General features: G+C 66.9%; 22 protein-coding genes. 8 read left to right on the forward strand and 14 right to left on the reverse strand.

Going from position 1 to position 24,676, the window contains the following annotated elements:
• The first annotated feature begins 220 nt into the window (after window positions 1-220).
• The 3 genes from tldD to THSYN_RS02805 all read left to right on the forward strand — a co-directional run bounded on the left by tldD (window position 221) and on the right by THSYN_RS02805 (window position 4,929).
• Window positions 221-1,666: a metalloprotease TldD gene (tldD, locus tag THSYN_RS02795; protein WP_100917802.1), complete on the forward strand. Its 1,446-nt coding sequence runs from the start codon at window positions 221-223 to the stop codon at window positions 1,664-1,666.
• Window positions 1,667-1,858: 192 nt separating this feature from the next.
• Entirely contained in the window at window positions 1,859-3,208 is a 1,350-nt protein-coding gene (pmbA, locus tag THSYN_RS02800; protein ID WP_100917803.1) for a metalloprotease PmbA, read from the forward strand.
• A gap of 56 nt (window positions 3,209-3,264) precedes the next feature.
• Complete coding sequence (locus THSYN_RS02805; protein WP_157817414.1) at window positions 3,265-4,929, forward strand: flavin monoamine oxidase family protein; 1,665 nt, start codon at window positions 3,265-3,267, stop codon at window positions 4,927-4,929.
• Window positions 4,930-5,235: 306 nt separating this feature from the next.
• On the opposite strand, the gene THSYN_RS02810 is transcribed toward THSYN_RS02805, so the two are convergent.
• The 4 genes from THSYN_RS02810 to THSYN_RS02825 all read right to left on the reverse strand — a co-directional run bounded on the left by THSYN_RS02810 (window position 5,236) and on the right by THSYN_RS02825 (window position 8,728).
• Window positions 5,236-6,078, reverse strand: a complete 843-nt coding sequence (locus THSYN_RS02810; protein ID WP_100917804.1) for a 23S rRNA (adenine(2030)-N(6))-methyltransferase RlmJ — start codon at window positions 6,076-6,078, stop codon at window positions 5,236-5,238.
• A 13-nt stretch (window positions 6,079-6,091) separates the two neighbouring features.
• A complete protein-coding gene (locus THSYN_RS02815) occupies window positions 6,092-6,577 on the reverse strand; it encodes an RloB family protein (protein ID WP_157817415.1) in 486 nt (161 codons plus the stop codon).
• Window positions 6,567-7,715, reverse strand: a complete 1,149-nt coding sequence (locus THSYN_RS02820) for an AAA family ATPase (protein ID WP_100917806.1) — start codon at window positions 7,713-7,715, stop codon at window positions 6,567-6,569. The genes THSYN_RS02815 and THSYN_RS02820 overlap by 11 nt, the downstream gene beginning before the upstream one ends.
• Before the next feature lie 62 nt (window positions 7,716-7,777).
• Window positions 7,778-8,728: an alpha-E domain-containing protein gene (locus THSYN_RS02825; protein WP_100917807.1), complete on the reverse strand. Its 951-nt coding sequence runs from the start codon at window positions 8,726-8,728 to the stop codon at window positions 7,778-7,780.
• Window positions 8,729-9,096: 368 nt separating this feature from the next.
• Between THSYN_RS02825 and THSYN_RS02830 the strand changes: the two genes are divergently transcribed.
• A complete protein-coding gene (locus THSYN_RS02830; protein ID WP_172965224.1) occupies window positions 9,097-9,240 on the forward strand; it encodes a hypothetical protein in 144 nt (47 codons plus the stop codon).
• On the opposite strand, the gene THSYN_RS02835 is transcribed toward THSYN_RS02830, so the two are convergent.
• The 6 genes from THSYN_RS02835 to THSYN_RS02860 form a co-directional block, all read right to left on the reverse strand.
• Window positions 9,237-10,679: a circularly permuted type 2 ATP-grasp protein gene (locus tag THSYN_RS02835; protein WP_100917808.1), complete on the reverse strand. Its 1,443-nt coding sequence runs from the start codon at window positions 10,677-10,679 to the stop codon at window positions 9,237-9,239. The two genes, THSYN_RS02830 and THSYN_RS02835, sit on opposite strands and share 4 nt — an antisense overlap.
• Window positions 10,680-10,850: 171 nt before the next feature.
• The gene (locus THSYN_RS02840; RefSeq protein WP_100917809.1) at window positions 10,851-11,357 is read right to left on the reverse strand and encodes a hypothetical protein; all 507 of its coding nucleotides are present in this window, start codon (window positions 11,355-11,357) and stop codon (window positions 10,851-10,853) included.
• A 148-nt stretch (window positions 11,358-11,505) separates the two neighbouring features.
• Window positions 11,506-13,917 carry a glucan biosynthesis protein gene (locus THSYN_RS02845; RefSeq protein ID WP_100917810.1) on the reverse strand — a complete coding sequence of 804 codons (2,412 nt, stop codon included), beginning with the start codon at window positions 13,915-13,917 and terminating at the stop codon, window positions 11,506-11,508.
• A gap of 327 nt (window positions 13,918-14,244) precedes the next feature.
• A complete protein-coding gene (locus THSYN_RS02850) occupies window positions 14,245-16,056 on the reverse strand; it encodes a vWA domain-containing protein (protein WP_100917811.1) in 1,812 nt (603 codons plus the stop codon).
• Between the two features lie 3 nt (window positions 16,057-16,059).
• Window positions 16,060-17,124, reverse strand: coding sequence for an ATP-binding protein (locus THSYN_RS02855; RefSeq protein ID WP_100917812.1), 1,065 nt, complete (start codon window positions 17,122-17,124; stop codon window positions 16,060-16,062).
• A 226-nt stretch (window positions 17,125-17,350) separates the two neighbouring features.
• Window positions 17,351-17,656 carry a helix-turn-helix domain-containing protein gene (locus tag THSYN_RS02860; RefSeq protein ID WP_100917813.1) on the reverse strand — a complete coding sequence of 102 codons (306 nt, stop codon included), beginning with the start codon at window positions 17,654-17,656 and terminating at the stop codon, window positions 17,351-17,353.
• Window positions 17,657-17,903: 247 nt separating this feature from the next.
• Between THSYN_RS02860 and THSYN_RS02870 the strand changes: the two genes are divergently transcribed.
• From THSYN_RS02870 to THSYN_RS02890, 4 genes are all read left to right on the forward strand, one after another.
• The gene (locus tag THSYN_RS02870; RefSeq protein WP_100917814.1) at window positions 17,904-18,782 is read left to right on the forward strand and encodes a DUF4338 domain-containing protein; all 879 of its coding nucleotides are present in this window, start codon (window positions 17,904-17,906) and stop codon (window positions 18,780-18,782) included.
• On the forward strand, window positions 18,779-20,149 hold the full coding sequence (locus tag THSYN_RS02875) for an IS4 family transposase (protein WP_100917815.1): 1,371 nt from the start codon (window positions 18,779-18,781) through the stop codon (window positions 20,147-20,149). Before THSYN_RS02870 ends, THSYN_RS02875 begins: the two co-directional genes overlap by 4 nt.
• A 400-nt stretch (window positions 20,150-20,549) precedes the next feature.
• On the forward strand, window positions 20,550-20,894 hold the full coding sequence (locus THSYN_RS02885) for a type II toxin-antitoxin system RelE/ParE family toxin (RefSeq protein ID WP_100917816.1): 345 nt from the start codon (window positions 20,550-20,552) through the stop codon (window positions 20,892-20,894).
• 15 nt (window positions 20,895-20,909) lie between these two features.
• Complete coding sequence (locus THSYN_RS02890) at window positions 20,910-21,191, forward strand: helix-turn-helix domain-containing protein (protein ID WP_100917817.1); 282 nt, start codon at window positions 20,910-20,912, stop codon at window positions 21,189-21,191.
• Between the two features lie 374 nt (window positions 21,192-21,565).
• On the opposite strand, the gene THSYN_RS02895 is transcribed toward THSYN_RS02890, so the two are convergent.
• From THSYN_RS02895 to groL, 4 genes are all read right to left on the reverse strand, one after another.
• Entirely contained in the window at window positions 21,566-21,820 is a 255-nt protein-coding gene (locus tag THSYN_RS02895; protein WP_100917818.1) for a type II toxin-antitoxin system Phd/YefM family antitoxin, read from the reverse strand.
• Window positions 21,821-21,990: 170 nt separating this feature from the next.
• Window positions 21,991-22,521: a hypothetical protein gene (locus THSYN_RS02900; RefSeq protein ID WP_100917819.1), complete on the reverse strand. Its 531-nt coding sequence runs from the start codon at window positions 22,519-22,521 to the stop codon at window positions 21,991-21,993.
• A 12-nt stretch (window positions 22,522-22,533) separates the two neighbouring features.
• Window positions 22,534-22,881 (reverse strand): hypothetical protein, encoded by a 348-nt coding sequence (locus THSYN_RS02905; RefSeq protein ID WP_100917820.1) that lies wholly within the window; start codon window positions 22,879-22,881, stop codon window positions 22,534-22,536.
• A 140-nt stretch (window positions 22,882-23,021) separates the two neighbouring features.
• Complete coding sequence (gene groL, locus THSYN_RS02910) at window positions 23,022-24,668, reverse strand: chaperonin GroEL (RefSeq protein WP_100917821.1); 1,647 nt, start codon at window positions 24,666-24,668, stop codon at window positions 23,022-23,024.
• Between the last annotated feature and the right edge of the window lie 8 nt (window positions 24,669-24,676).

Below are 24,676 nucleotides of genomic sequence, written 5' to 3' on the forward strand. Positions count from 1 at the left end.
AGGGGTAACAGCGAGGCAATGACACGGGATTTTCCGGTTGGATTGTGCGCCGCAATGAAAGTCCGGTCGTCTGGTTTTTCCTGTAAAATTCCGTTAATCCTCGCACATGACCCATCGCCGGTTGCGACCTTCGACGCCTGCCCGCGCACTGCGCGGCGGCTCGGTGCGACGCGCGGCCCCGCCAGACAGTGAGTCGACTCCCCGCTATGAACGATCTCCTATGAACGATCCCATTGCCATCGCCCGCAACAGCATCCTGGTACCGGCCGGGCTCGACGATCACCACCTGGACCGGCTGCTCGGCCTGCTCGCGGGCTCGCACCTGGACGCCGCGGACATCTATTTCCAGAAGAGCCGGCTGCAGTCCTGGGTGCTGGAGGACGGCATCATCAAGGACGGCAATTTCAGCATCGAGCAGGGGGTGGGGATTCGCGCCGTCAGCGGCGAGAAGACCGGCTTCGCCTACTCCGATGAACTGGAGTACCCGGCCCTGGCCCAGGCGGCCGAGGCCGCGCGCGCCATCGCCCGGGCCGGCAGCGAGAAGCGCGTGCGCATCGGCCAGGTCCGCGCCGAGCGCCGCCTCTATGAGCCCATCGACCCCCTGGAGAGCCTGCCGGACGAGGACAAGGTGGACCTGCTGCGCCGCGTGGACGCGGAGGCCCGGCGCCAGGACCCGCGGATCAAGGAGGTGAGCGCGAGTGTCGTCGCCGTCCAGGACACGGTGCTGGTGCTGGGCGACGACGGGACCCTGGCGGCCGACGTGCGCCCCCTGGTGCGGCTCAATGTCAGCGTGATCGCCGAGGACCAGGGCCGCCGCGAACAGGGCGGGAGCGGCGGCGGGGCGCGCACGGATCTGGGCTGGTTCCTGGTCGAGGACCGTGCCATGGAGTTCGCGCGGGAGGCGGTGCGCCTGGCGCTCACCAACCTGGAGGCGGAGCCCGCCCCGGCAGGGAGCATGACCGTGGTCCTGGGCCCCGGCTGGCCGGGGGTGCTGCTGCACGAGGCGATCGGTCACGGCCTGGAGGGGGACTTCAACCGCAAGGGGACCTCCGCCTTCGCCGGCCGCGTGGGCGAGCGGGTGGCCGCCCCCGGGGTCACGGTGGTGGACGACGGCACCCTGCCCGGGCGGCGCGGCTCACTCAACATGGACGACGAGGGCACGACGACCCAGTCCACGGTGCTGATCGAGGACGGCATCCTGCGCGGCTACATGCAGGACAAGCTCAATGCCCGGCTGATGGGCGTCAAGTCCACCGGCAACGGCCGGCGCGAGTCCTACGCCCATCTGCCCATGCCGCGCATGACCAATACCTATATGCTGGCCGGCACCCGCGACCCGCGCGAGATCATCGCCTCGGTGCCGCGCGGACTCTATGCGGTAAACTTCGGCGGCGGTCAGGTGGACATCACCTCGGGCAAGTTCGTCTTCTCCACCAGCGAGGCCTATCTGATCGAGGACGGCAAGATCGGGCGGCCGGTCAAGGGTGCCACCCTGATCGGCAACGGGCCGGACGTGCTGACCCGCGTCAGCATGATCGGCAACGACCTGGCGCTCGACACCGGCGTGGGCACCTGCGGCAAGGAGGGCCAGAGCGTGCCGGTGGGCGTGGGCCAGCCGACGTTACGCATCGACAGCCTCACCGTCGGCGGTACCGGCTCCGAGTGACCCGGGAAAAGCCAATCGAGCCGCAAATGAACGCAAATGAACGCGAATAGAGACGGCGCGCGCATCAGGTCGGGCGCGACCCGTATAGTTCTGAGCCCGGCTGGTAAGCTGATTTATTTGCGTCCATTCGCGTTCATTTGCGGCTAAATACTCTTTTTCAGATTGCCGCTATTCAGAGTTTGCAGGACCCCTATGAGCATCACCTCGACCGAGGACACCGCCGAACGCCTGGCGCGGTTGGAACAGACCATCGAGCACCTCCTGGCGGAGGCCAAGCGACTCGGGGCGAGCGCCGCCGAGGCCTCGGTCGGCAGCAGTGCCGGGCTGGAGGTCGGGGTGCGCTTAGGCGAGGTGGAGACCGTCGAGCACACCCGCGACAACGGGCTCGGCATCACCGTCTATTTCGGCAATCGCCGCGGCTCCTCCAGCACCACGGATCTGAGCCCCGATTCCTTGCGCGCGGCGGTCAAGGCCGCCTGCGCCATCGCGGTGCATACCCAGGAGGACCCCTGCGCCCACCTGGCGGATGCCGCGCTGATGGCCCATGGGGTGCTGGATCTCGACCTCTATCACCCCTGGCCGATCGGGGTCGAGGAGGCGATTGCCATCGCCGCCGAGTGCGAGGACGCCGCCCGCGCCTTCGACCCGCGCATCGTCAACTCCGAGGGGGCCTCGCTCAGCGCCCACTCCGGCCTCCAGGTCTACGGCAACAGTCACGGCTTCGTCGGCGGCTATCCGAGCACCCGCCACGGTCTCTCCTGCGCCGTCATCGGTGAGGAGGGCGACACCATGCAGCGCGACTACTGGTGGACCAGCGCCCGTGCCGCGGCGGATCTTGAGCCCGCCCGCCTGGTGGGGGAGCGCGCCGCGCAGCGCACGGTTGCCCGCCTGGGGGGCCGCCAACTGGGCACCTGCAAGGCCCCGGTGCTGTTCCGGGCGGAGGTGGCTACCGGGCTGGTACGCAGCCTGGTCTCGGCCATCTCCGGCGGCAGCCTGTATCGGCGCGCGAGTTTCCTGCTCGACCACCTGGGGGAGCGGCTCTTCCCGGAGTTCATGCGCATCCACGAGGAGCCCCACCTGCCCCGCGGCCTCTCCAGTGCCCCTTTCGACAGCGACGGCGTGGCCACCTGGGCCAAGGACCTGGTGAGCGAGGGGGTGCTGCGCACCTATGTCCTGGACGCCTATTCCGGCTGTCGGCTCAAACTCCCCACCACCGGCAACGGGGGTGGCGTACGCAATCTGGTCGTCGCCATGGGCGAGCGCGACCGGGCGGGCCTGCTCGCACTCATGGGCACCGGGCTCTTCGTCACCGAGTTGATGGGCCACGGGGTCAACGCGGTCACCGGCGACTATTCCCGCGGCGCGGCCGGGTTCTGGGTGGAAAACGGTGAGATCGCCTACCCGGTGGAGGAGATCACCATTGCCGGCAATCTCAAGTCGATGTACGCGGGCCTGGTGGCGGTGGGCAATGACTGCGACTTCCCGGGCAGCACCCGTACCGGGTCCTGGCTGATCGATGAGATGACCATCGCGGGGCAATAAACCAACCGCATCGAGCGGCGGCGGCCGGGGACCAACGCGCCCCAGGAGTCCTGACTATGGCCCATACCCCCCTCTACCGCACCCTGCTGCGCGCCCTGTCCGCGGCGCGCCGGGATCATTCGGCGGCAGCCGGGCCGGCCGCGCCCGGGGTCGATCGACCGGGGGCGGCGGGGTGGAGCCGCCGTCGGTTCCTGGGCGGTACCGCGGCCATCGCGGGGTCCGCGCTCGCCCCCACGCTGGCCCCGGGCCTGTCCATGGCCGCCGCGGACCTCGCCCCGCAGGCGCCCCCGGCCGCGGCGGGGCCGGCCCACCGGGTCGCCGTGGTGGGCGGCGGGATCTGCGGTCTGCACGCCGCCTACCGCCTCCAGCAGGCCGGGGTGGACGTGGTCCTGTACGAGGCGAGCGGCCGCCTGGGCGGGCGCATCCTGACCCGCACCGGGGCGCTCGGCGCCGGCCTCGTGACTGAACTGGGGGGCGAGTTCATCAACTCCGACCACACGGACATGCTGACCCTGGCCCGCGAGTTCGATCTGCGGATCTTCAACCGGGCGGAGTGCCCGGCCAGCCGCCGCTTCCCCAACACCGCTTATCTGTTCGACGGGGCGCGGCGCACGGAGGCCGAACTGGCGCGTCTGCTCCGACCACTGGCCGGCCGGATCGGGGTCGACGCCGCCCTGCTGGAAGCCGACCCGCAGACCCGGCTCCCCGCCTTTGACCAACTCTCGGTCACCGCCTACCTGGACCGCCACGCCGACCTGATCCCCCAATCCTGGGTGCGGACCCTGATCGAGGCGTCGATCCGGACCGAGTTCGGCCTTGAGCCGCGGCTGGCCTCGGCCGTCCAACTGCTCTCCAACCTGCCGGCGGTGGATGGCGAGTCGGTCGAGATCCTGAGCCAGAGCGACGAGGCCTACTGCATTCAAGGCGGCAACGGACGGCTCATCGCGTCCCTGTGGGCGGCCCTGGGGGAGCGGGTCCACACCGGCCATCCACTGGTGTCCGTGCGCGCCGGACCGGGCGAACCGGTGCGCCTGGGCTTCCAGGACGGCCGCGAGGTCGAGGTCGACCAGGCGATCATCGCCGTCCCCTTCACCGTCCTGCGCTCGGTCAGGATCGAGGCGCCCCTGTCGGCCCTAATGCGGCGCGCCATCGCCGAACTGGGGCTGGGCCGCAATGAGAAGGTGACGGGCGCCTTCTCCCAGCGTGTCTGGCAGCGGCCCGACGGCTTCGTCGGTCAGGCCTGGACCGACCTGGGGTTTGCCGAGGTGTGGGACGCGAGCCAGGCCCAACTGACACGCCCGGACGGCGCCTTGACCTACTTCCTGGGCGCCGATGAGACCGCCGCCCTGGCGGCGCGGGGCAACGACGCCCCGAGCAAGGGCCGCGCCTTCACCGAGCGGCTGGACACCTTCCTGCCGGGGGTCCGGGCGGCGGCTACCGGCCGCTACATGCGCAGCGCCTGGACCCGCAACCCCTATTCGTTAGGGGCCTACACCAGTTACCAGCCCGGTCAGTTGAGCAGCTTCGGGGCCCTGCGCTGGACCGAGCCCGCGGAGCCCGGCGCGCGACGGGAGGTGCGCTTCGACAACCTGGTGTTCGCCGGCGAGCACCTGAGCGACGCCTACTTCGGCTACATGAACGGCGGCGCCCAGACCGGGCGGCTGGCGGCGGAGTCGGTGTTGCGGGTGGCGGCGGCACGGGCTGGGGTATCGGACCCCTGAGCGAAGTGAAGATGATTTGTCCGCAAATGAACGCAAATAAACGCAAATAAACGCAAATAGGGTGAAGGCCCTGCGGGACCGGGGCTGAAAGCTTAGGACTCCAGGGGCCGCGTAGGGTCCGCTGTGCGGACCGAGCGCCGCGATCAACCTAAGTCCGGCAATTGCTCACGCCAAGACGCCAAGAAGAAACAAAGGGAACTGCGCAGCATCCGGAGCGCACAATGGGTGAGCCAAATCACTTCGACAACGCCTGGAAATTCCTTGGCGAGCTTGGCGCCTTGGCGTGAGTAACTCCCGAATTTTGGGTCAAGGCGCCGGAACCAACCACTCGAGCCGGGTCTCCCCCGGCCCCGCGACCCGCAGCCGGTCGAGCAGCGCCGGCAGCAGCCGCCCCAGCACCGCCTCAAGCCCCCAGGGGGGATTGACGATCACCATCCCGGACCCGTGCAGGCCCATGGGACCCCGGTAGGGCAGCACCCCCAACTCCGCACACAGGATGGCCGGGATGCCGAGCCCCTGCAGGCGGCTGAGAAACCCCAGACTGGGCTCGCGCTCGATGATCGGGTACCAGATGGCGACCACCGCGCCCGCCCAGCGCCGCTGGATGGTCTTGAGCGCCGCGGTGAGACGTGCATACTCGCCCGGCATCTCGAAGGACGGGTCCATCAGCACCAGACCGCGCCGCTGGGGCGGCGGCATCAGGGCCGTCGGCGCCTCATAGCCGTCCCGGAAATGGACCGCCGCCTGGGGGTCGCCGACAAACTCCGCGCGCAGGTCCTGATGGTCCGCCGGGTGGCGCTCGCACAGGATGAGCCCGTCGCCCGGCCGCAACAGGGCGCGCGCCAGGTGCGGCGAGCCCGGGTACCAGCGCAGGCGCCCGTCCGGGTTCAGGGTCCGCACCAGGTCCAGGTAGGCACCCAACTCCGGTCCCGCCGGGGCCTCCCAGAGCCGGCCGATACCGCCGTCGAACTCCCGGTTTTTGAGCGCGCTCTCCGACTCCAGGTCATAGAGCCCGGCCCCCGCGTGGGTATCGATCACACAAAAGGGCTTGTCCTTGAGGCGCAGCGCAAGGCAGATCTGCACCAGGAGGGCGTGCTTGAACACGTCCGCGAAGTTACCGGCGTGGAAGGCGTGGCGATAGCCGAGCATGGGTTAGCGAGAGTCAGTCAGCACGATGCCGTCGCAGCAGCCGAATCGTTCCGCGCGATGGAATCGGTGAGGCGGTAGACGCCGGTGCTAAGGTTGCGGCCAGCCTCTCCTGCTCAAAACAGGGGTTGGACACGGCCAGTTCGATGCCGTTGGTGCCGTCGAGTTGGCGGGCCTCGTTGAGGTTGCGGTTATCGTTCTCGTCCACGTCGAATGCGCACCAGACCTCGTCATAGCCAAGGAAGGTATCAGCCTCACGCCTTGCCGCGGATTCGGCCGCGTCCTTCAGTCCCGTTGCCCGCTCGACCAGCGCCAGCCCCTGACTGCGCTTGATCGGGATATCGATCTGCACGGTGTTGTTGCGCGCCCACCGCTCGAATCCCCGGAAATACTCGGGCTCCGTCACCTCGCCTTCGCAAACCATCAGGAGACGCCGTTTCACCGTCCTGTTCGGCGCACCACGGGCGGGGCGGCGTTTCCGGTTGCGGCGGTCATTCCCCATCCGCTGGATTCCCGACGCTGACCAGGTCGCCGAGAAACGGGATGGCCCCATAACGACCCTGGAGGTAACCGCACTCGACGTTCTCATCAGGCTGCGGCTTGTAATCGGTGAGCGGATAGAGGCAGGTGGCGCCATCCGGGTCCTTCTCGGTAAGCCACACCTGATCGCGTCGCAGCGGCGGCTCGCCGAGCATGGTGCCGAGCAGGTGGGTGTCGTGGGTTGCAAACAAGATCTGCGCGTTGTGGGGGTTGGTACGCGGGTCATTGAATTGCGCAAGAATCTTAAGGGCCAAAACGGGGTGGAGGCTCCTCTCCAACTCGTCGATGAGGACCATGCCGCCATTCTCCAGCACATCCAGAAGTAAATGGCCCATGTGAAACAGCGTACGCGTCCCCCGTGACTCATCCTCCAGCGCAAGCCACGCATCCTCTGTATTGCTGTGGTGACGCAGCAAGACTCGGAGCCGCTGACCCACATTACGATGCGCGGAACCCGCGGATGTCCTTTCGATTTTCATATCCACAATGCCGACGTCGGCAGCGCGCAGCAACTCCGTACGCAGGTCGCGAAACCAGCCGTAGAGCGGGCCGAGCTGTTGGTGCCGGAGTTGAACGGCCGCAGAAAGGAACAGTGCGTTGGGCCGAGTGACTCGCCCGACTAACTGGTTCTCGCCAATCAGGTGCTCTCCGAAGTTGAACAGGTCGCCGTCCCGCTCTAACCAGGTCTGCTTCTCGTTGCCAGGCCACGCATAAAGCCATTCTTCGAGAACACGTCGGTCATCCGCGACGAAACCGTATTGGTAGCGCACTCCCGCGACCAGCACCATCACCTCGAAAACCGAGGGCTCGGATGACTTTGCACCCCAAGCGAAGGGGTCGCGTGGCACTCCGTCATCGGGCGCCCAGGCGCCAAGCGACTGAATGACGGCATCGCGCATAAACCCTAGCGCAGAGAGTACGTTACTCTTGCCGCTGGCGTTAGCGCCGTAGAGCGCAGCCGCCGGAAGCAGCCGCCCGGCAAAGCCCGGAACCTGCCGGGGACGCGGATCAGACAGGTCCCCATCGTCCGCGGCCTGCATGGTGAGCGCCTGCTCGTCCCGGATGGAGCGATGGTTTTCGACCCGCAGCTCGATCAGCATCAGCTTGTCTTATTTGCGTTCATTGGCGTTCATTGGCGGACAAATCATCTTCCGCCCCCGCCTCAGGCCGCCGCCTCCAAGACCAGCGGCGGCGGAAACCAGGTCTTGGCGATCTCCGCGTGCAGGTCGGCGATGGCCAGTTGCAGTTCATCGACATAGGTGTGGAGTTGCTGCTGGTCGAGCCGCCAGGGCTCGGCCGCTTCCAGATTGCGCCGCAGCCGGCCGGACACCCGCAGGGCGGCCTCGTTGCGCGGCAGCTTCTCCAGACTCTGGCGGGTGACCTCGATACAGTGGCGCACGGCGCGGGGGAAGTCCCGGTGCTGGAACAGGAAGCGCAGCACCCGCTCGCGCTGCACCCGCACCTGCTCGCTGCGCCGGTAGGCCTGATAGGCGCTGAGCGACTTCAGCACGCTCACCCACTGGATGGTCTCGAAGGGTTGCAGTTCGGTGGTCGTGTGGGGCAGCAGGTTGGCGGAGCGCACATCGACGATGCGGGTGGTCATGTCGGCGCGCTCCAGGAAGCGCCCCAGGTGCAGGAACTCGTAGCCCTGGTCGTGGATCATGGTGCCGGAGAGCAGGCCGTTGATCCCCTGAGCGCCCAGGATGATCGCCTTGAGATAGGCGTGACGACCGCCCTTGGTCATGCCGCGCTCCAGTTCGTCGCGGCCGTAGAGATACAACTCGTTGAGTACCTCCCAGGCCTCCCGCGGAACGAAGTCGCGGATGGTGCGGCAGCCCTCGCGCGCCGCCGCCAGGGCGGAGAGGATAGACCCGGTATTCTTGGTGTCCCCGAGCAGGAAGTGTACGACGCTGGCCTCGCTGTAGTCCGGGTAGTCGGCCTCGAACTGGGCATTGGCCCCGCTGATGTAGACCAGGGGCGCCCAGCCGGGGGCGATGCCCCGCGGCAGGTCCAGGAGCAGGTTGGCGTTGACGGCGACGACCCGGGCGGCGTTCTCCGCCCGCTCCACATGGCGGCCCAACCAGTAAATGTTCTCAGCAACGCGCGACAGCATCCGCAAGTGTCCTCTTTGGCAAAAGATCGAGCTAGCCGCTAGCTAGTCGCCTGTTTCGTCTCTTGTTGCGTACCGACCCCAACGGGGTCGAACATACCAGCCCAGGGCAACGCCCTGGGATAGCGTCATTTCGTCGGCCTAGCCCTGAAAGGGCGTGACACAATTGCGCGATTGCTTATGTCACGCCCTTTCAGGGCTGGGCTCCGTTATGCCTCATACCCAGGGCGTTGCCCTGGGCTGGTATGTCACGCCCCTTCGGGGCTTAGGAACGGTCCACTGATAAGTTAAACAAGTCCATCAGGGCATGCTTGGCGCGTCGTTGTCGTTGTCGAGGTTATCGTAGTGCCTCGGATTCGGTCGCACGCCAATTGTATCGCTTCTCCGATTACGATTACGACAACGACAACGACAACGACAACGACCACGACCACGACCACGACCACGACCACGACCACGACAACGACAACGACAACGATTGCGTTGTGTTGGACTTGTTCTTGACTCGTTACTAATCCGGCACGATCCAGGTGTCCTTACTCCCCCCGCCCTGGGATGAATTCACCACGAGCGACCCCTTGCGCAGCGCAACCCGGGTAAGCCCGCCCATGGTCACCTGTTGGCGGTCGGCCGACAGGATGAAGGGGCGGAGATCCACATGCCGGGGCTCCAGGTTGCGCCCGACGATGGTCGGCACCGTGGAGAGCTTGAGCGCCGGCTGGGAGATGTAGTTGCGCGGGTCCTGCTGGATCAGCACCGCGAACTGCGCACGCTCGGCCGCGGTGGAGGCGGGGCCGACCAGCATCCCGTAGCCGCCGGACTCGTTGGCCGGCTTCACCACCAGCCGTTCCATGTGCTCCAGGGTATAGGCCAGGGATGGTGCGTCCATGCAGCGATAGGTCGGCACATTGGGGAGTATGGCCTCGGCGTCCAGGTAGAACTTGATGATCTCGGGCACGAAGGCGTAGACCACCTTGTCGTCCGCCACCCCGGCCCCGGGGGCATTGGCCAGGGCCACGGTGCCGGCGGTCCAGGCGCGCATCAGGCCCGGCACCCCCAGGGTGGAGTCGGGCCGGAAGGCCTCCGGGTCCAGGAACAGGTCGTCGACCCGCCGGTAGATCACGTCCACCCGCTTGGGGCCGTCGACCGTGCGCATGTAGACGCAGTCGTCCTTGTCGACGAAGAGGTCGCGCCCCTCCACCAGTTCGCAGCCCATCTGCTGGGCCAGGTAGGCGTGCTCGAAATAGGCGGAGTTGTAGATGCCCGGGGTCAGCACCGCCACCTGCGGATAGTCCGCGGGGCGCGGCGAGAGTGCCGCCAGGGTGTCGAAGAGCTGGGACGGGTAGTCGTCCACCGGCAGCGGGGCATAGTGCTCGAAGAGTTCCGGGAAGACCCGCTTGGTCACCAGGCGGTTCTCCAGCATGTAGGAGACTCCGGAGGGGACGCGCAGGTTGTCCTCCAGGACATAGATGGTCCCGTCCGCGTCGCGCACCAGGTCCGAGCCGCAGATGTGCGCCCAGATGCCCAGCGGCGGGTTGACCCCCACGCACTGGGGCCGGAAGTTGACCGACCTGGCCAGCACCTCGGCGGGGAAGACCCCCTCCTTGATGACGCGCTGATCGTGGTAGAGGTCGTCGATGAAGAGGTTGAGCGCCTGCACCCGCTGCTTCAGACCCGCCTCCACCCGGTCCCACTCGGACTTGGGGATGATCCGCGGGATGATGTCGAAGGGCCAGGCGCGGTCGATGGCGCCCTCCTCCGAGTAGACGGTGAAGGTGATGCCCATCTCCTTGATCGCCACCTCAGCCGCCGCCTGGCGGGCCACCAGCTCGTCCGGCCCCAGGTCCTTGAGGTCATCGAGCAGCCCGGCGAAGGCGTTGCGGCCCTGACCGGGGGCGGCCACCAGCTCGTCGTACAGGTCCTGACAGGGATAGGTGTTCCAGTCGATGCTCAAAGCGCTTCACTCCAGGGCCGGATGACCTGAGACGGCTGCCTCAGGGGTAGGCGGGCGGACCGCGGACGCCGGGGCGGACGACGGCAAGCCTCGGGTGGGGAGTATGCTGGAGCGGGGGCGGGGAAGTCTATGGGCAGCGGGGTCCGCGGGTTTGGACACGGTTTTCCACATTTAGAACACCGCGAACAACTCGCTCCAGCGCTGGTCCAGATGGTCCGCGTGCCGCTGCTCCTCGTGCGCAAAGAACGCGAACAGGTCGCGTAACGGTCCCGGAGGGGCCAGTTCCGCCAAATAGCCGTAGTGCTCTCGGGCAATCTCCTCCCGGGACTTGGCATAGGCGAGCAACTCGTCCTCTTGGGGCGCGGCCGGCAGGTCCAGGGGGGTGATGAAGGTACGGAAGGCCGGGGTACTCGCGGGGGCGGCGATGCGCTGGCGCAGGTGCTGCGCAAGCCCCGGTTGGGCGGCCAGCCCGCGGAGCATGAGGCCGTGCTGTTCCTCCTCGTTCGCTAACTCATCGGCAAGCGTACTCGTCTCGGTGTTGAGCCGGCGGGCGAGCTCGCGATAAAAGTCGGCGGCAGCGGCCTCGAACTCCTGGGCCATCGTGATCGCTTCCGCAAGTGTCATCCGATCGAGTCGGCTCGTGATCGCCTGTGGGTTGTGGGTTTCGGCATGGCTCATGGCTGCACCTGAATTGGTCGACCGACTGACTGGGCGGAACTGGGGGCGCGAGAGTCAAGTCCAAGTGGTCTTTATAGGACATGCGCTTACTGCCTGCCATTAGCGATCCCGGACAACCGCGCCTGACCGTTGGTGGCGTTCTTGATCTTCAGGGCGCGCCGCCTTGCGCTGGTCGAGTACCAGGGACCGCTGGGGGAAAGACATAGATCTGGCCCGGCACCGTCTCCTCCCGACCCGCGGCCGGCGGTGCGCCGATCAGCGCGGTGTCACCGTCGGTGGCGAGCACGGCCCCGAACTGCCCGCCGAACCCCGGGTCCCCCGTCAGTTCGGCCCCCTGGTTCCAGGTCCCCCGTGCGTACCGGTAGACGTAGGCGGCACCCCGCCCCTGCCGCGCCTGGGGGGCGCCGATCAGGGCCGCCCGGCCGGCGAGGCTCACCGCCGCCCCGAACTGGTCCCCGTTCTGGCGGTCGGTTGGCCACAGGCACTGCTGCCGCGACCAGCCATCCGCGCCCCGGGCATAGGCGCAAACGGCCCCCGCGGCGGTGCGCCAGCCCTGGCCGTGGGCGCGCGGCACGCCCACCAGCAGGCGGGGGCCGGCGAGTGCGACCGCGGCCCCGTAGTCCTTCCAGCCGCCCGGCTCGGTGAGCTTGGCGGTCTGGGTCCAGTCGCCGTCGTCGCGCCGGAAGAGATAGACCGAGCCTTGCTCCCAGGCCCCGGGGTAGTCGTCGCCCGGGGCGCCGACGGCCAGGGTGTCGCCGTCGATGGCGAGCGCCTCGCCGAAGTGGTCCCAGGGCTCGCGGTCGGGCGCGCGCAGGAGCGCCTCCCGGGTCCAGTCCTCGCCCTGGCGCCGATAGACCAGGACCGCGCCATAATCGGTCGCCCGCCCGCCCGCCCGGTCGTCATCGCCCGGCAGCCCGACCACCAGCGTATCGCCGGCGATGGCGACCGGATAGCCCGGCGTCCAGAAGCTGTAGGTCATGGGGATGGTGATCCGGGCCTGCTGGACCCAATCCTGCCCCCGCCGGACGAACACATAGACCGCGCCATTGGCGGGGGCGGAAACCGCGAGCGTATCACCGGACATGGCCATGGCGGACCCGAAGTGGTCCCCGGGCACACCGTCATCCGGGGTCAGTCGCCGCTCGGCGACCAGTCCATCGGGCGTGCGGCTGAAGAGATACGCCGACCCCGGTCGACCCAGAATGACCGGGGCGCCCACGGCCAGCGTCTCCCCGCCCAGGGCGACGGCGGCGCCGGTGATCGCGCCCGGCACGGCGCCGCCGAGCCCGATCCGCGGACCCGGCTGGGGCGGCGGCAGGGCCGAGGCGGTGATCGTATAGCTGAAGGTGGCGGCGTCGTCGGCCGCGAGCGGGACCGGCAGCTCGTCCAGGAACTCGGCATAGGCGACGACATTGTCCTCCCCCTCGTAGTTGCTCCCATAGGTCATCAACTTGACCGAAAAGGCGAGGTCCGATTGCAGGTCGCCGACCCAGAGGCTCACCCGCCGGGCATAGTCGGCCGCGTCATAGGTCTGGTAGTGGGAGGGCGTGCGATCCAGTTGCATCAGCCCGAAACAGGGGGCGGGGCCGAAGTCGCGAAAGACCGGCCGCGCGCCGACGGCGGGGACCAGGCCTTGGAGCGGGGCGGCGGCCTGACCGCACACCGTCATGGTGTCGGCGTCGTGGGCCTCGTCCCCGGGATCGGCCGGCGTCTGTGCCTCCCCCTTCCAGAACATGCTGCTCATGGCAATCGGACTGACCAGTGCCCCCACTGGTCCCACATAGCCGGCGCGCGGATAGAACCGCAGCGTCGTCTGCATCCGTGTGCTCAGATCCGCGCTCATTACTGTCTGCATGCAGGCGGTGAAGGGTGCGCTCTCGATGACCCCCAGCGCGGCGAAGCGATGGTAGGGCAGCGGTCGCAGATAAAGCTCCGTGAGCCGCGGCTTGGCCTCGACGTCGCCGACGTTGTAGGCGCTCAGGCGCAGGCTGGTGCCGAAACCGGTGTCGAGCCCGGTGAGGCGGACATAGCCGCTGCCCCCCAGGTAGGCGAACTGCGGCCAGGTGGGGGCGGCGCCCCGCCGCGCGCCCAGGTTCAGGGCGGTGATGAACCGCGCCGCCGCGGGAATCCGGGTCGGCAGCGGCGGCTCGATGTCCGGTGAGCCATAGTCGAAGTCGGACAGTCGATAGGCCCCGGCGCTGTAGGGGCGCGCCATCCCGGGGGCGAACCGCAGATCGATCGGTTCCCGGTGCACATTGCCGCGCGGGCGCGCCTTGGCCCACAGGAAGCGGTCCTGATAGACGAACTGGCGGGGCTCGATGCGATTGTATTCCTCGAAGACCAGGCCCGGGTCCTCCTTGGCCCCGGTCTGCGGCGGGTCGAACAGCGGCAGGGGCACCGACACGGGCGGGGTGTCCGGCTGGTGCGACCGCTCGAAGGCGCTTTGGCAGACCGCCGCGAAGTCGCCGTCGAGCGCCGGGAAGGGGTTTGCGGTCAGACCCGGGCGAGGGGTCAGGAGGAGCACGGGCAGGCAGGCGAGGACGAGGCGGTGGGCGGGCACGCGATCTCTCCGTGGCGGTGAGGTACTCGATCCTGGGGTACCGACCCGACCGGCACGGCCGCGACCCCATCGGCATCCTTATGCCGGGGGGCGGCCGGGAAAGACCAAAGGCGGGGCACTTAGGCGATTTCCGAAGAAATCCGTACCACGAAGGCTCGACCCGGGCTGCGAGCGCTCGCCGGTGCCTGGTGGCCGGGATTATGACCAAGGCCGCCGGGGCGACTCGACCGGAGGCCGACGCTTTAGCGGGCAGCGGCGCCGCATCCGGCTGAAGCCGCGACCTCCGGTTTGTGGTGCGGGTACAAAGCCTGGGAACGAAGGGGCTTCTCACTTCACCGCAAAGACTTTCCCCCCAGGCACAAACGGCAGGCGTCGGCCTTCGGGCAACAGAAAGGCGTGGTCGAAGGCAATCTCAAGCGCGTCTTCGCACTCGCCATCCGTAATCAACAACAGTGGGCCGTGCCGGGGGAATTCGCCCCGCTGGGCCAGGCGGCTCAGGCAATCCACCCCCGGTTGCAGCACGGTGCCGCCCCGGCCCTTGAGCGTGAAGCGTTCCAGCAGGCGCTCCGGCTCCACCCAGCCGTCGTCATAGGCGGCGGCGTCGCAACACACCAGGCGTACTGCATAGACGTCATGCGCGAGGCTGTAGCTGGCGATGGCGCCCAGTGCCTTGCCCAGAAGTTGCGGCGGCATCGACCCCGAGGTGTCCAGCACCACGCCGAACACCCGGCTCTTGCGCTGCTCTTCCGGCGGTTTCAGCGGGGAAGGACGCGGGATGCCCGGGGTGGCGGACTGGCGGCGCGAGGGCCGGGCGTAGCTGCGGCGCAGCTCAGGCGGTGGGAAACGCTCGTCGAACCACTCTGCCAGCCGCACATCCCAGGGGATCGGCGGCTGGCTCAGGCTGCGGATCGCCTCGATCAACCCCGCCGGAATGGTGCCGCGCCCGCCGCCGAAGAGCCAGCGCTCCAGCCCTTGCGCCAAGGCGCGGCGGCAGTATTCCTCGGCATCCACGAAGGGGCCGTCCCGCGCCTCGCCCAACATATCCGGCTGGCCGGGGCCGCGCAGCGTGATGAGCTTGCGCGCCCGGCGCAGATTGCGCGCCAGCAGGTCGTAGACCTCCTCCGCGCTGTGCGCGGCCAGGGTCGGGTCGTGCAAGAGGCCCAACGCGGGTGCTGTACCGACGCCCATGTCGATCAGCCAGGCGTTGATCAGGAAATCGCAGGCGACATTCCACAGCAAGGGATCGCGCCCGCGCCGCCGGGAACCATGGTTCAACCCGGCATGGAGCAGTTCATGGGCGAAGACGAAGAGCGCCTGCGCATCGGTCAGCCGCGCCGTTGGATTCATCCAAATGGTCCGCGCCCCGACATCGATGGCAGCCACCTGGATATCATACTGTCGGCACTGCGCCAAACCCTCCTCCAGGTCGAAACCGGCGGCCAGGGCACCGAGCAATGGATAGCTGTCCATCAGCCGGCGCCTGGCCCGCTGGGCCGGGCTGTCGGCCGGGGTGACATGGCCGGCGGCGGTCTCCCGACCCGCCACCACCCGCAAGGCGCGGCCCACCCCCTGGGCAATACCCTCCGCCAGCAAGGCGGGCCAGTCCGGCGGCTTCCGCCAATGGTCGACCCCCTTGCCGTCGAGTCCCACAAACAGCGGCCGGCCCCCGCACCACCATCGATGCCATCGCGCCAAGGCCGGGTCCACTGCGTCGGCGCACCAACGCCGGAACAAGGCGTCCTCGCCCCCGGCCGGCACCACGACCGGCCCATGCCACAAGACCTCCGGCAGTTGTCCCAGCTTCAACTCATCGCAGAACCGCTCGGCACTGAGCAGGCAGGCGGTCTCCCAGAGGTCCTGCGGCGCACGCCCGCGTACCATACCGAAGCCCAGACAGACAACGCCGATCCCGATTACCCGCGCCCATTCATCGGCCGAGGCGCGGCGCGTCGGATGCAGATAGACCGACCCCTTGGGCGTGACGGCCAGCCACCCCTGGTCAGCGACGAATTGGTGGGGCTTGTCGGGGATGAAGTGGATTTCCCCGAGCAAGGGCAAGAGCACCGCCTTCTCACGCAGCAGGGCGAGTCCGGCCTCGCGGGCCTCCTGCGCAGGGTCCGGGCGTCGCGGGCGCGCCATGGCTCAGGCCTTGTCGTGTCCGGCTAGGCGCGGCAGGTCGCGGGCCACCTCTACCAGGAACCAGGTCGGCAGGCGTCGCCCCTCGTCGTCCTGCGCCAGCACCGACTGGGCGATCTCCACGCTGATACGGGCCAACTCCTTGAGCCGGTCCTTGGCGCGCATCGCCAATTGCTGGTGTTCACTGCGCAGGTTGGCCTCGTCTTCCGGCAACTCCTTGCGCAGCAGTCCGCGCAGCGACTGCGCCAGAAAATACAGGATGTCGCGATCGGCGGGCGCATCCGGCCAATGCGCATCGCCCTTGAGGATGGCGGCGAGGGTATGCTTTTGCTGGATCTGCTTCAGGAAACCCTTGAACTGGCCGGCGTGGGGCGGACTGAGCAGGCCGAAGGCCAAGGCCTCCAGCAAGGTGTTGTCGATGGTGCCGCTGAATGAATACAGCGCATCCGACAGCATGTGCCAGGAGCGCGGCGTGGAAAACGGCTCCTCATGCTTCGGCGGCTCGCTCCACAGATGGTCCGGGCGCAGTTGCAGGTACTCGACCACCCAGGGATGAATCCCGCCCTGATTGACCGCCCAGTCCAGCCATTGCCGATGGTCGGCGCGCAAATGGATATGCGCCAGGCGGTTGATTAGTGCCGAGGGCATGGGCTTGACGATCGCCGCATCCTTGGCGCGGTTGCCGGCCCCGATCACCAGGGTGCCCTTCGGCAAGCGATACTCACCCACCCGTTGGTCCAGGATCAGCGAATAGAATGCCTTCTGGATCTCATGGCTGGCGGCATTGAGTTCGTCCAGGAACAGCACGAACGGCTCCCGCCGCACGATGTTGGCAGGCGGGAAAAAGCGCGAACAATCGCCGTCGATCTGCGGTACCCCCAGCAGGTCCTCCGGGGCCAGTTGGCTGCCCAACAAGGACACGCACTCCAGCCCCAACTCGTTGGCGAAGCGGTTGACCAGAGCGGTCTTGCCGATGCCCGGGGCGCCCCAGAGGAACACCGGGCGCACCACGGCGACGTTGAGCAGGAACTCGAAGGCCTGGTTCAGGGTGAGTTGGATGGCGGGGTTCATGAGAGGATTAAAATGGAGCGGAAGCAGAAAACACTTTACACAGTGTAACACTGCTCACTGATAGCCCAGATCGCCCGCACCGTCACCAGCCACGCGACCGGCAGCGGTAACCGGCCACGACAAGATCGGCTGGCGGGGGAACTGTGGCGGATGTCCGGTGACGGCGCAGTTCACATCGCGGAGTACAGCAGGAACGCTCTGCACCCACCAGATTCGCCCTGCGCACCTAGATGACTTCACGCAAGACTTCGGGATGACGGGCAACGATTTTCAATAGCGTCTCAGCCGCTCCTGACGGCCGGCGGCGCCCCTGTTCCCATTGCTGCAAGGTCCGTGGAGAGATCTGAAGCGCAGCCGCGAACTGAGCCTGAGAAAGACCACATCGCAGGCGGGTTGCCGCAACTTCGTTCGGCTCCACATCGTAGACTGCACCATAACGCCCCGCCTTGACATCGCGAACGGCCTGCAGCAGTTCTTCGCCAATATTGCGCTGCGCGTCGCGCTCAAGAAGTTCTTGATCAGTGAGTGGCATATCCAAAAACCTCTGCAATCTGCCGCAGCACATGAGAAGGAATGTTATCCTCAGCACTCTTGGCATACATGATGAGCAGCACAACCGCGCCGCTCGATAACCGCGTGGTGTAGATCACCCTGATCCCGCCGCGCTTACCCTGACTATTACCCACATCTCGGCTGGCCAGCGCGCGGCGCCGGTGCTGGACACAGAGCGGCAAAGCTGGTGAAATTCGTTCCCATCGCGACCGATGGGGCAAAGGTAGATGACCGAGGCACGTGTTGGCAAGCTGTGCGGACGGCCGCTGAGTGCGGCGGACCTGGAGACGATTCGGCGGGCCATCGACGCCGCCGCCCCGCCGTTGCGCGCCGAGGTGGCGCGACGGGTCTGTGCGGCGCTGGGGTGGCATGACACCCTGGGCCGCCCGAAGCTGATGAGTTGCCGGGTGGGACTGCTGCGCCTGCACCGTGCGGGGCTGATCGAACTGCCGGCGGCGCGCAACGGCAACGGTAACGGTCGCGGCCTGGTGAAGCAACCGAGTGCCTGGCCGAGCGAGCAGCCGCTGGCGGGATCGGTCGGGCAACTGAGCGGTCTGCGCCTGGCGCCGGTCGCCGATCGGAGCGCCTCGCGGCTGTGGAACGGGCTGATCGAGCGCTGGCACTACCTGGGCTACACGCCGCTGCCCGGTGCGCAACTGCGCTATCTGATCCAGTCGGATCACGGGCTCTTGGGTGCGCTCGGCTTCGGGGCGGCGGCCTGGAAGGTCGCGGCGCGCGACCGCTGGATCGGCTGGGAGCGCCCCGCCCGTGAGGCCCATCTGGGACGCGTGCTCAACAACGCCCGCTTTCTCATCCTGCCCTGGGTGCAGGTGAAGAACCTCGCCTCCAAGGTCTTGGCACTGGCCGCCGCGCGGGTCGGCGAGGACTTCGCCGCGCGCTATGGCGAGCGCCCGGTCCTGTTGGAGACCTTTGTGGAGACGCCCCGGTTTCGTGGTACCTGCTACCGCGCGGCCAACTGGCGCTATCTTGGCGAGACCGCGGGGCGCGGCAAATGCGACCGCACCCACCAGGCGGCGCTGCCGCGCAAGGCGCTCTATGTCTATCCGCTGGCGGCGGATTTCCGCGCCCTGCTGGGGGTCGCATGAGCGCCCTGGCCGCCGAGCTCGACGGCATCGACTTGGGCGATCAACGTCTGAACCGGCGCGCGCGCCGGGTGTTGGCCAAGCTCGGGGAGAAACCCACGGTGAGCATTCCCGCCGCCTGCGGTGGCTGGCGCGAAACCCGCGCGGCCTATCGCCTGTTCGACCATGATGCGGTCACCGCCGAGGCCGTACTCGCCCCGCACATCGCCTGCACCGTCGCGCGGATGGGCGCGCACCCGCGGGTGCTATGTATCGAGGACACCAGCGAGCTCGACTATACCGGCAGACCTTCCATGCAGGGCCTGGGGCCGCTCAACCTGGAGACCCGCCAGGGCCTGTATCTGCATCCGACGTTGGCGGTGACTCCCGAGCGGCTGTGCCTCGGGCTGCTCAATGTCCACCGGTGGGTCCGTGAGCCCGGCAGCCTGGGGCAGGACAAAGATCCCAAGCGCGCCCTGGAAGAGAAGGAAAGTGTGCGCTGGGTGGACGGTTACCGGCAGATCGACGAACTGGCCGAGCAACTTCCGAACACCCGCCTGACCTATGTGGCCGACCGTGAGGCCGACATCTATGACCTGTTTGTCGAGGCCCCCTGTCCCGACACCGCCGCCGACTGGCTGGTCCGCGGCCAGCACGACCGGGTACTGGCCGATGGCAAGACCCTGCGTCAACAGGTGGCCGAAGCGCCGGTGCTGGCCGCAACCACCTTCGAGCGACCCGCCAGCCATGGGTGCACGGCCCGCACGGTCCATCAAGAACTGCGGGCTGTGCGGATCACGCTCCCGGCCCCGCGCCGCCCCGATCGCACCCTGCCCGCGGTGGAAATCACCGCGCTCCTGGCCAGCGAGCCGGCGCCGCCGACGGGCGAGGAGCCGGTGGTGTGGCTGTTGCTCACCAACCTGCCCGTGGATACCCCCGCGCAGGCCCTGGAGAAGCTGCAATGGTACCTGTGCCGGTGGCAAATCGAGGTCTATTTCCGCATCCTGAAGAGCGGCTGCCGGATCGAGAAGCTGCAACTGGAAAAACGCGAACGTCTGGAACCGGCGCTCGCCTGCTACATGATCGTCGCCTGGCGAGTACTGTTCCTCACGATGCTCGGACGTGAATGCCCCGACATGCCTTGCGACGTGGTCTTCGAGACCGCCGAGTGGCACGCCGTCTACATCGTCACCGAGCGCAAGCCCCCGCCCGACACCCCACCCACGCTGGATCGAATGGTGCGCATGATCGCCGGCCTCGGCGGCTTCCTCAACCGCAAGTCCGACGGTTTCCCCGGCCCGCAAACCCTCTGGATCGGACTCCAGCGCGCGGCCGACTTCGTGCTGGCGATGGAGGCCCAGCGCGGCGTCGGGGATGGGAGATATGGTTAATAGTCAGGCGCTTACCAGCTCCCGCCCTGCCCCAGCGAATCTTTCGACAACCGCCAGAACCAGGGACAACATCCCCTGCACCAGGATTTGCTGCAAGATAGCTCGCAAAATCGGCTCGCTCTTCTTCTGACCAGTAATCTGGCCACAGCCTTGTAAACAGAGGAGATTCAATGATCGTCAGCATGACCGGAGCATACGCCACTGGCGTATGCTTGGCAAGCCTGTAACCCGTAGAACATGGTGACGAAGGAGCCGCATCGTTCGCGATTGCCGCGGTTCAAGCACGGCCCGCATGCTCCCGCTTGCTCGCACCCTGCAATCTCGAACCAGGCAAGCGGCCGACCCGAGCACCTTGTGCCCGCGAGTTACACGCGGCACCAAAAATGGTACGCTGACAGCCATGTCGCCTGAGCCGATCCTTGATGTCGTCTTTTTCCGGGCCGACTCCGGCACCGAACCCGTGCGTCACTGGCTCAAGAGCTTATCCAGGAACGACAAGGGTGCCATCGGTGCGGACCTGAAGACCGTCCAGTTTGGTTGGCCGGTCGGAATGCCGGTCGTCCGCAAGCTCGACCCGGGGTTGTGGGAGGTGCGTTCGCGACTGGATCAGCGAATCGCGCGCATCATCTTTACCGTCTCCGACCGGCGCATGGTTCTGCTGCATGGATTCATCAAGAAGTCCCAGAAAACCCCGGCCAGTGACCTCGACCTGGCCAGGCGCCGCAGAGCGACCCTTGCCCCCTGAACAAACGGTGCATCAATGAACGAGCACATGGGTAGCAGCCTCGATTCCTTTCTTGACGAGGAACAACTGCTGGCGCAATCCGAAGCCATCGCCATCAAACGCGTCATCGCCTTCCGGCTGGAGCAGGAAATGGCGCAACAGCAGTTGACCAAGGCCGACCTGGCGCGGCGCATGGGCACCAGCCGCAGTGCCCTGGATCGCCTATTGGACCCGGACAATACCTCCGTAACCCTGCTGACGCTGGAGAAAGCCGCCACGGCGTTGGGGCGGCATATTCGCATCGAACTGGCGGCCTGAAGGAACGCCGTAGGACCCAGTGACGAATAAACCGCCGCGTTCGCGATTGATGCGGCTGGAATAAGGACCGCATGTTGCTCGCTTGCCCCCACACTGGAATCTGGAGCCAGGCAAAGTATTCGACCCTGGTCCTTATGCTGGCCCCTTTATGCTCGTCGGCCACCATGGCCGCGGTGGTGATCATGAGCCCCTGGAACCAGGCAGCGTATCCGACCCTGGCCTCTTATGCCTATCCACCATGGCATTGAGGCCCAGAAGATGGCGTAACCGCTGCGCTTTCCGCCCTACCGTGGGCTGGGCCAACCACCTCAGGCAATCTCAGACCCCAGCCCCATTGCGCAGTTCAGAGATGACGTTGGTGTCGAGCAGGTACATCAGGAGAGGTCCGCGGGCCTGGGCAGTTCATCCCAGCGGGGGATCTCCATCTCCACCTCGTCAATGCCCGGCATCGCCAACAGGTCTGCGATCTTACGACCGCCGCCCGCGATCCGACGATACTCCTCGATGGTCAATAGGACATGCGCCGGGCGACCGCGATCGGTGATGATGACCGGACCGTTCCTGGCGGCATTCTTGGCCCCACTCGTATCCTGATTGAATTCGCGGCTTGAAATCGTAGTGATCGCCATGAGCGCTCCCCGAAAGGGCAATTGCATGTAGATACGTTACTATATACATCGGCGTAGTTCAATGCCGTCCTGGGATCGGGACCGAGAGGTCGGCAATGGCAAGGTGGGCATCTCTACTTTGGGTTGACAAGCTGTCTTCGGACAAGCACTTCTCAGATAGTGTCTTGAGCTTACCCCGGCGGGAGCCGCAACTGAGAGAAGTTGCGACCGGCGCGGATCGCCCGGCGCTCGATCTCGGCGGCAGAAGCAAGCCAACCCCGTTGCTCAAGATAGATCAGGAAGGCCCGGGTGCTGACCTTGCGACAATTCTCGGGCAACAGAAAGCTGGCGCGGGCAATCTTGTGGTCCTCGAAAAGAAAGACCCCGGTCCTTGGGGGACTCTCTAGGGCAAGGTCGTTCATGACCTCCTGAATCGCCAGTTCGCCCAGATTGGCCCGCCGGGGTGACGGCGGCGACTCGCTTTGCATCTGCTTGAAGTGTGCAAAGATCCGCGTCGGGAGGACGGGCAGCACATGCGCGTTGGCCCATTGCGCAAGCTTCTGGCTAGTCGGGGTCTGATTGCGGGTGACTTCGTCCAGGACCATGTCGACCAGCGCGAGGGGCCAGCCAGGCTTGAACAGCAGGTCTAAGGCATCGGCATACGCCAGGGTGATGAGCGGACCAGCATCCGGCAAGAGGACAACACCTGCCTGGTCGGACATCCGATTCGCGACTTACACAGACAGGGCGTGCAGATCGGCCACCATGTCCTGCGTGGCAGCATCCGAGAGCCGGGGCATCGGCAGCCGCGCCTGGGCCATCAACAGGAACAGGTCCTCCTGGCTGTCCAGTCCCAGGGCATCCATGACGGCCTGGTCATCGACGCGGCCCAGGGAAAAGGCCAGCAGCACCTTGAAGTTCTGATTGCCGACGGCGTCGGCGGCCTCGAAGGTCTCCACGAGATAGCGCAGTTCGGCGTTGAACAGGGCGTTGACCGAGGTCTCTGCCTTGGCCGCCACCACCTTGGCGCGCTGGAGTAGGTCGCGATCGACCGACCCGGTGAAATGGACGTTGGCGGACATGGGCGTCTCCTGGATCAGCCAGGGAGTCACAGTAGCATGGGTGGGGCGAGCGGCGTCAAGCCGGATTCAGGCGCTTAGGCCATAAAAAAAGCCCCGCCGAAGCGGGGCTTTCCGTCACCAAACCAGTGACCCCAGGCGACTTACATCATGCCGCCCATCCCACCCATCCCACCCATATCGCCGCCGCCAGGCATGGCCGGCCCGTCGGACTTGGGCTCGTCGGCCACCATGGCCTCGGTGGTGATCATCAGGCCCGCCACGGAGGCGGCGTTCTGCAGGGCGTAGCGGGTCACCTTGGTGGGGTCCAGGATGCCCATGGCGACCAGGTCACCATACTCGCCGTTAGCGGCGTTGTAGCCGTAGTTGCCGGTGCCTTCCGCGACCTTCTGCAGGACCACGGACGGCTCGTCACCGGCGTTGGCGACGATCTGGCGCAGCGGCTCTTCCATGGAGCGGCAGGCGATGGCGATGCCGACGTCCTGGTCGTGGTTGGCGCCCTTGAGGCTGCGGATGGCATTGAGCGCGCGCACCAGGGCGACACCGCCGCCGGGGACGATGCCTTCCTCGACCGCGGCACGGGTGGCGTGCAGGGCGTCTTCGACGCGCGCCTTCTTCTCCTTCATCTCCATCTCGGTGGCGGCACCGACCTTGATGACGGCGACACCGCCGGCCAGCTTGGCCAGACGCTCCTGGAGCTTTTCCTTGTCGTAGTCGGAGCTGGTCTCCTCGACCTGGCTGCGGATCTGCTCGCAGCGCGCCTTGATGTCGGTCTCGGAGCCGGCGCCGTCGATGATGGTGGTGTTTTCCTTGCCGACCTGGATGCGCTTGGCGGTGCCCAGTTCGTTGAGCGTCGCCTTCTCCAGCGTGAGCCCGACCTCTTCGGCGATGACGGTGGCGCCGGTCAGGACGGCGATGTCCTGCAGCATGGCCTTGCGACGGTCACCGAAGCCGGGGGCCTTGACTGCGACGACCTTGATGATGCCGCGGATGGTGTTGACCACCAGCGTGGCCAGGGCCTCGCCTTCGACGTCTTCGGCGACGATCAGCAGCGGCTTGCCGGACTTGGCGACCGCTTCCAGCACCGGCAGCAGTTCGCGGATGTTGGAGATCTTCTTGTCGTGCAGCAGGACATAGGGCGCTTCCAGATCCGCGCTCTGGCCCTGCTGGTTGTTGATGAAGTAGGGGGAGAGGTAGCCGCGGTCGAACTGCATGCCCTCGACCACTTCCAGCTCGTTGTGCAGGGAGGTGCCTTCCTCGACGGTGATGACGCCTTCCTTGCCGACCTTGCCCATCGCCTCGGCGATGATCTCGCCGATGGACTCGTCCGAGTTGGCGGAGATGGTGCCGACCTGGGCGATCTCCTTGTTCTCGGTGCAGGGCCGCGACAGGGCCTTCAACTGCTCGGTGGCGGCGATCACGGCCTGGTCGATGCCGCGCTTGAGATCCATCGGGTTCATGCCGGCGGCGACGGCCTTCAGCCCCTCGCGGACCATGGCCTGGGCCAGGACGGTGGCGGTGGTGGTGCCGTCACCGGCCACGTCGGAGGTCTGGGAGGCGACTTCCTTCACCATCTGGGCGCCCATGTTCTCGAACTTGTCCTTGAGTTCGATCTCCTTGGCGACGGAGACGCCGTCCTTGGTCACGGTCGGGGCGCCGTAGGACTTCTCCAGGACCACGTTGCGGCCCTTGGGGCCGAGCGTGACCTTGACCGCGTTGGCCAGGACGTTCACGCCTTCCATCATACGGGCACGGGCATCGCCGCCGAACTTAACGTCTTTTGCACTCATGGGAATCT

Origin of the sequence: Candidatus Thiodictyon syntrophicum (genome assembly GCF_002813775.1) — a bacterium.
Classification (GTDB): domain Bacteria; phylum Pseudomonadota; class Gammaproteobacteria; order Chromatiales; family Chromatiaceae; genus Thiodictyon; species Thiodictyon syntrophicum.

Bases quoted from the DNA above. Each gene is read 5' to 3' on its own strand.
- tldD (WP_100917802.1), top strand. From the start codon at position 221: ATGAACGATCCCATTGCCATCGCCCGCAACAGCATCCTGGTACCGGCC.
- pmbA (WP_100917803.1), top strand. From the start codon at position 1,859: ATGAGCATCACCTCGACCGAGGACACCGCCGAACGCCTGGCGCGGTTG.
- THSYN_RS02805 (WP_157817414.1), top strand. From the start codon at position 3,265: ATGGCCCATACCCCCCTCTACCGCACCCTGCTGCGCGCCCTGTCCGCG.
- THSYN_RS02810 (WP_100917804.1), bottom strand. From the start codon at position 6,078: ATGCTCGGCTATCGCCACGCCTTCCACGCCGGTAACTTCGCGGACGTG.
- THSYN_RS02815 (WP_157817415.1), bottom strand. From the start codon at position 6,577: ATGGGGAATGACCGCCGCAACCGGAAACGCCGCCCCGCCCGTGGTGCG.
- THSYN_RS02820 (WP_100917806.1), bottom strand. From the start codon at position 7,715: ATGCTGATCGAGCTGCGGGTCGAAAACCATCGCTCCATCCGGGACGAG.
- THSYN_RS02825 (WP_100917807.1), bottom strand. From the start codon at position 8,728: ATGCTGTCGCGCGTTGCTGAGAACATTTACTGGTTGGGCCGCCATGTG.
- THSYN_RS02840 (WP_100917809.1), bottom strand. From the start codon at position 11,357: ATGAGCCATGCCGAAACCCACAACCCACAGGCGATCACGAGCCGACTC.
- THSYN_RS02850 (WP_100917811.1), bottom strand. From the start codon at position 16,056: ATGGCGCGCCCGCGACGCCCGGACCCTGCGCAGGAGGCCCGCGAGGCC.
- THSYN_RS02855 (WP_100917812.1), bottom strand. From the start codon at position 17,124: ATGAACCCCGCCATCCAACTCACCCTGAACCAGGCCTTCGAGTTCCTG.
- THSYN_RS02860 (WP_100917813.1), bottom strand. From the start codon at position 17,656: ATGCCACTCACTGATCAAGAACTTCTTGAGCGCGACGCGCAGCGCAAT.
- THSYN_RS02870 (WP_100917814.1), top strand. From the start codon at position 17,904: ATGACCGAGGCACGTGTTGGCAAGCTGTGCGGACGGCCGCTGAGTGCG.
- THSYN_RS02875 (WP_100917815.1), top strand. From the start codon at position 18,779: ATGAGCGCCCTGGCCGCCGAGCTCGACGGCATCGACTTGGGCGATCAA.
- THSYN_RS02885 (WP_100917816.1), top strand. From the start codon at position 20,550: ATGTCGCCTGAGCCGATCCTTGATGTCGTCTTTTTCCGGGCCGACTCC.
- THSYN_RS02890 (WP_100917817.1), top strand. From the start codon at position 20,910: ATGAACGAGCACATGGGTAGCAGCCTCGATTCCTTTCTTGACGAGGAA.
- THSYN_RS02895 (WP_100917818.1), bottom strand. From the start codon at position 21,820: ATGGCGATCACTACGATTTCAAGCCGCGAATTCAATCAGGATACGAGT.
- THSYN_RS02900 (WP_100917819.1), bottom strand. From the start codon at position 22,521: ATGTCCGACCAGGCAGGTGTTGTCCTCTTGCCGGATGCTGGTCCGCTC.
- THSYN_RS02905 (WP_100917820.1), bottom strand. From the start codon at position 22,881: ATGTCCGCCAACGTCCATTTCACCGGGTCGGTCGATCGCGACCTACTC.
- groL (WP_100917821.1), bottom strand. From the start codon at position 24,668: ATGAGTGCAAAAGACGTTAAGTTCGGCGGCGATGCCCGTGCCCGTATG.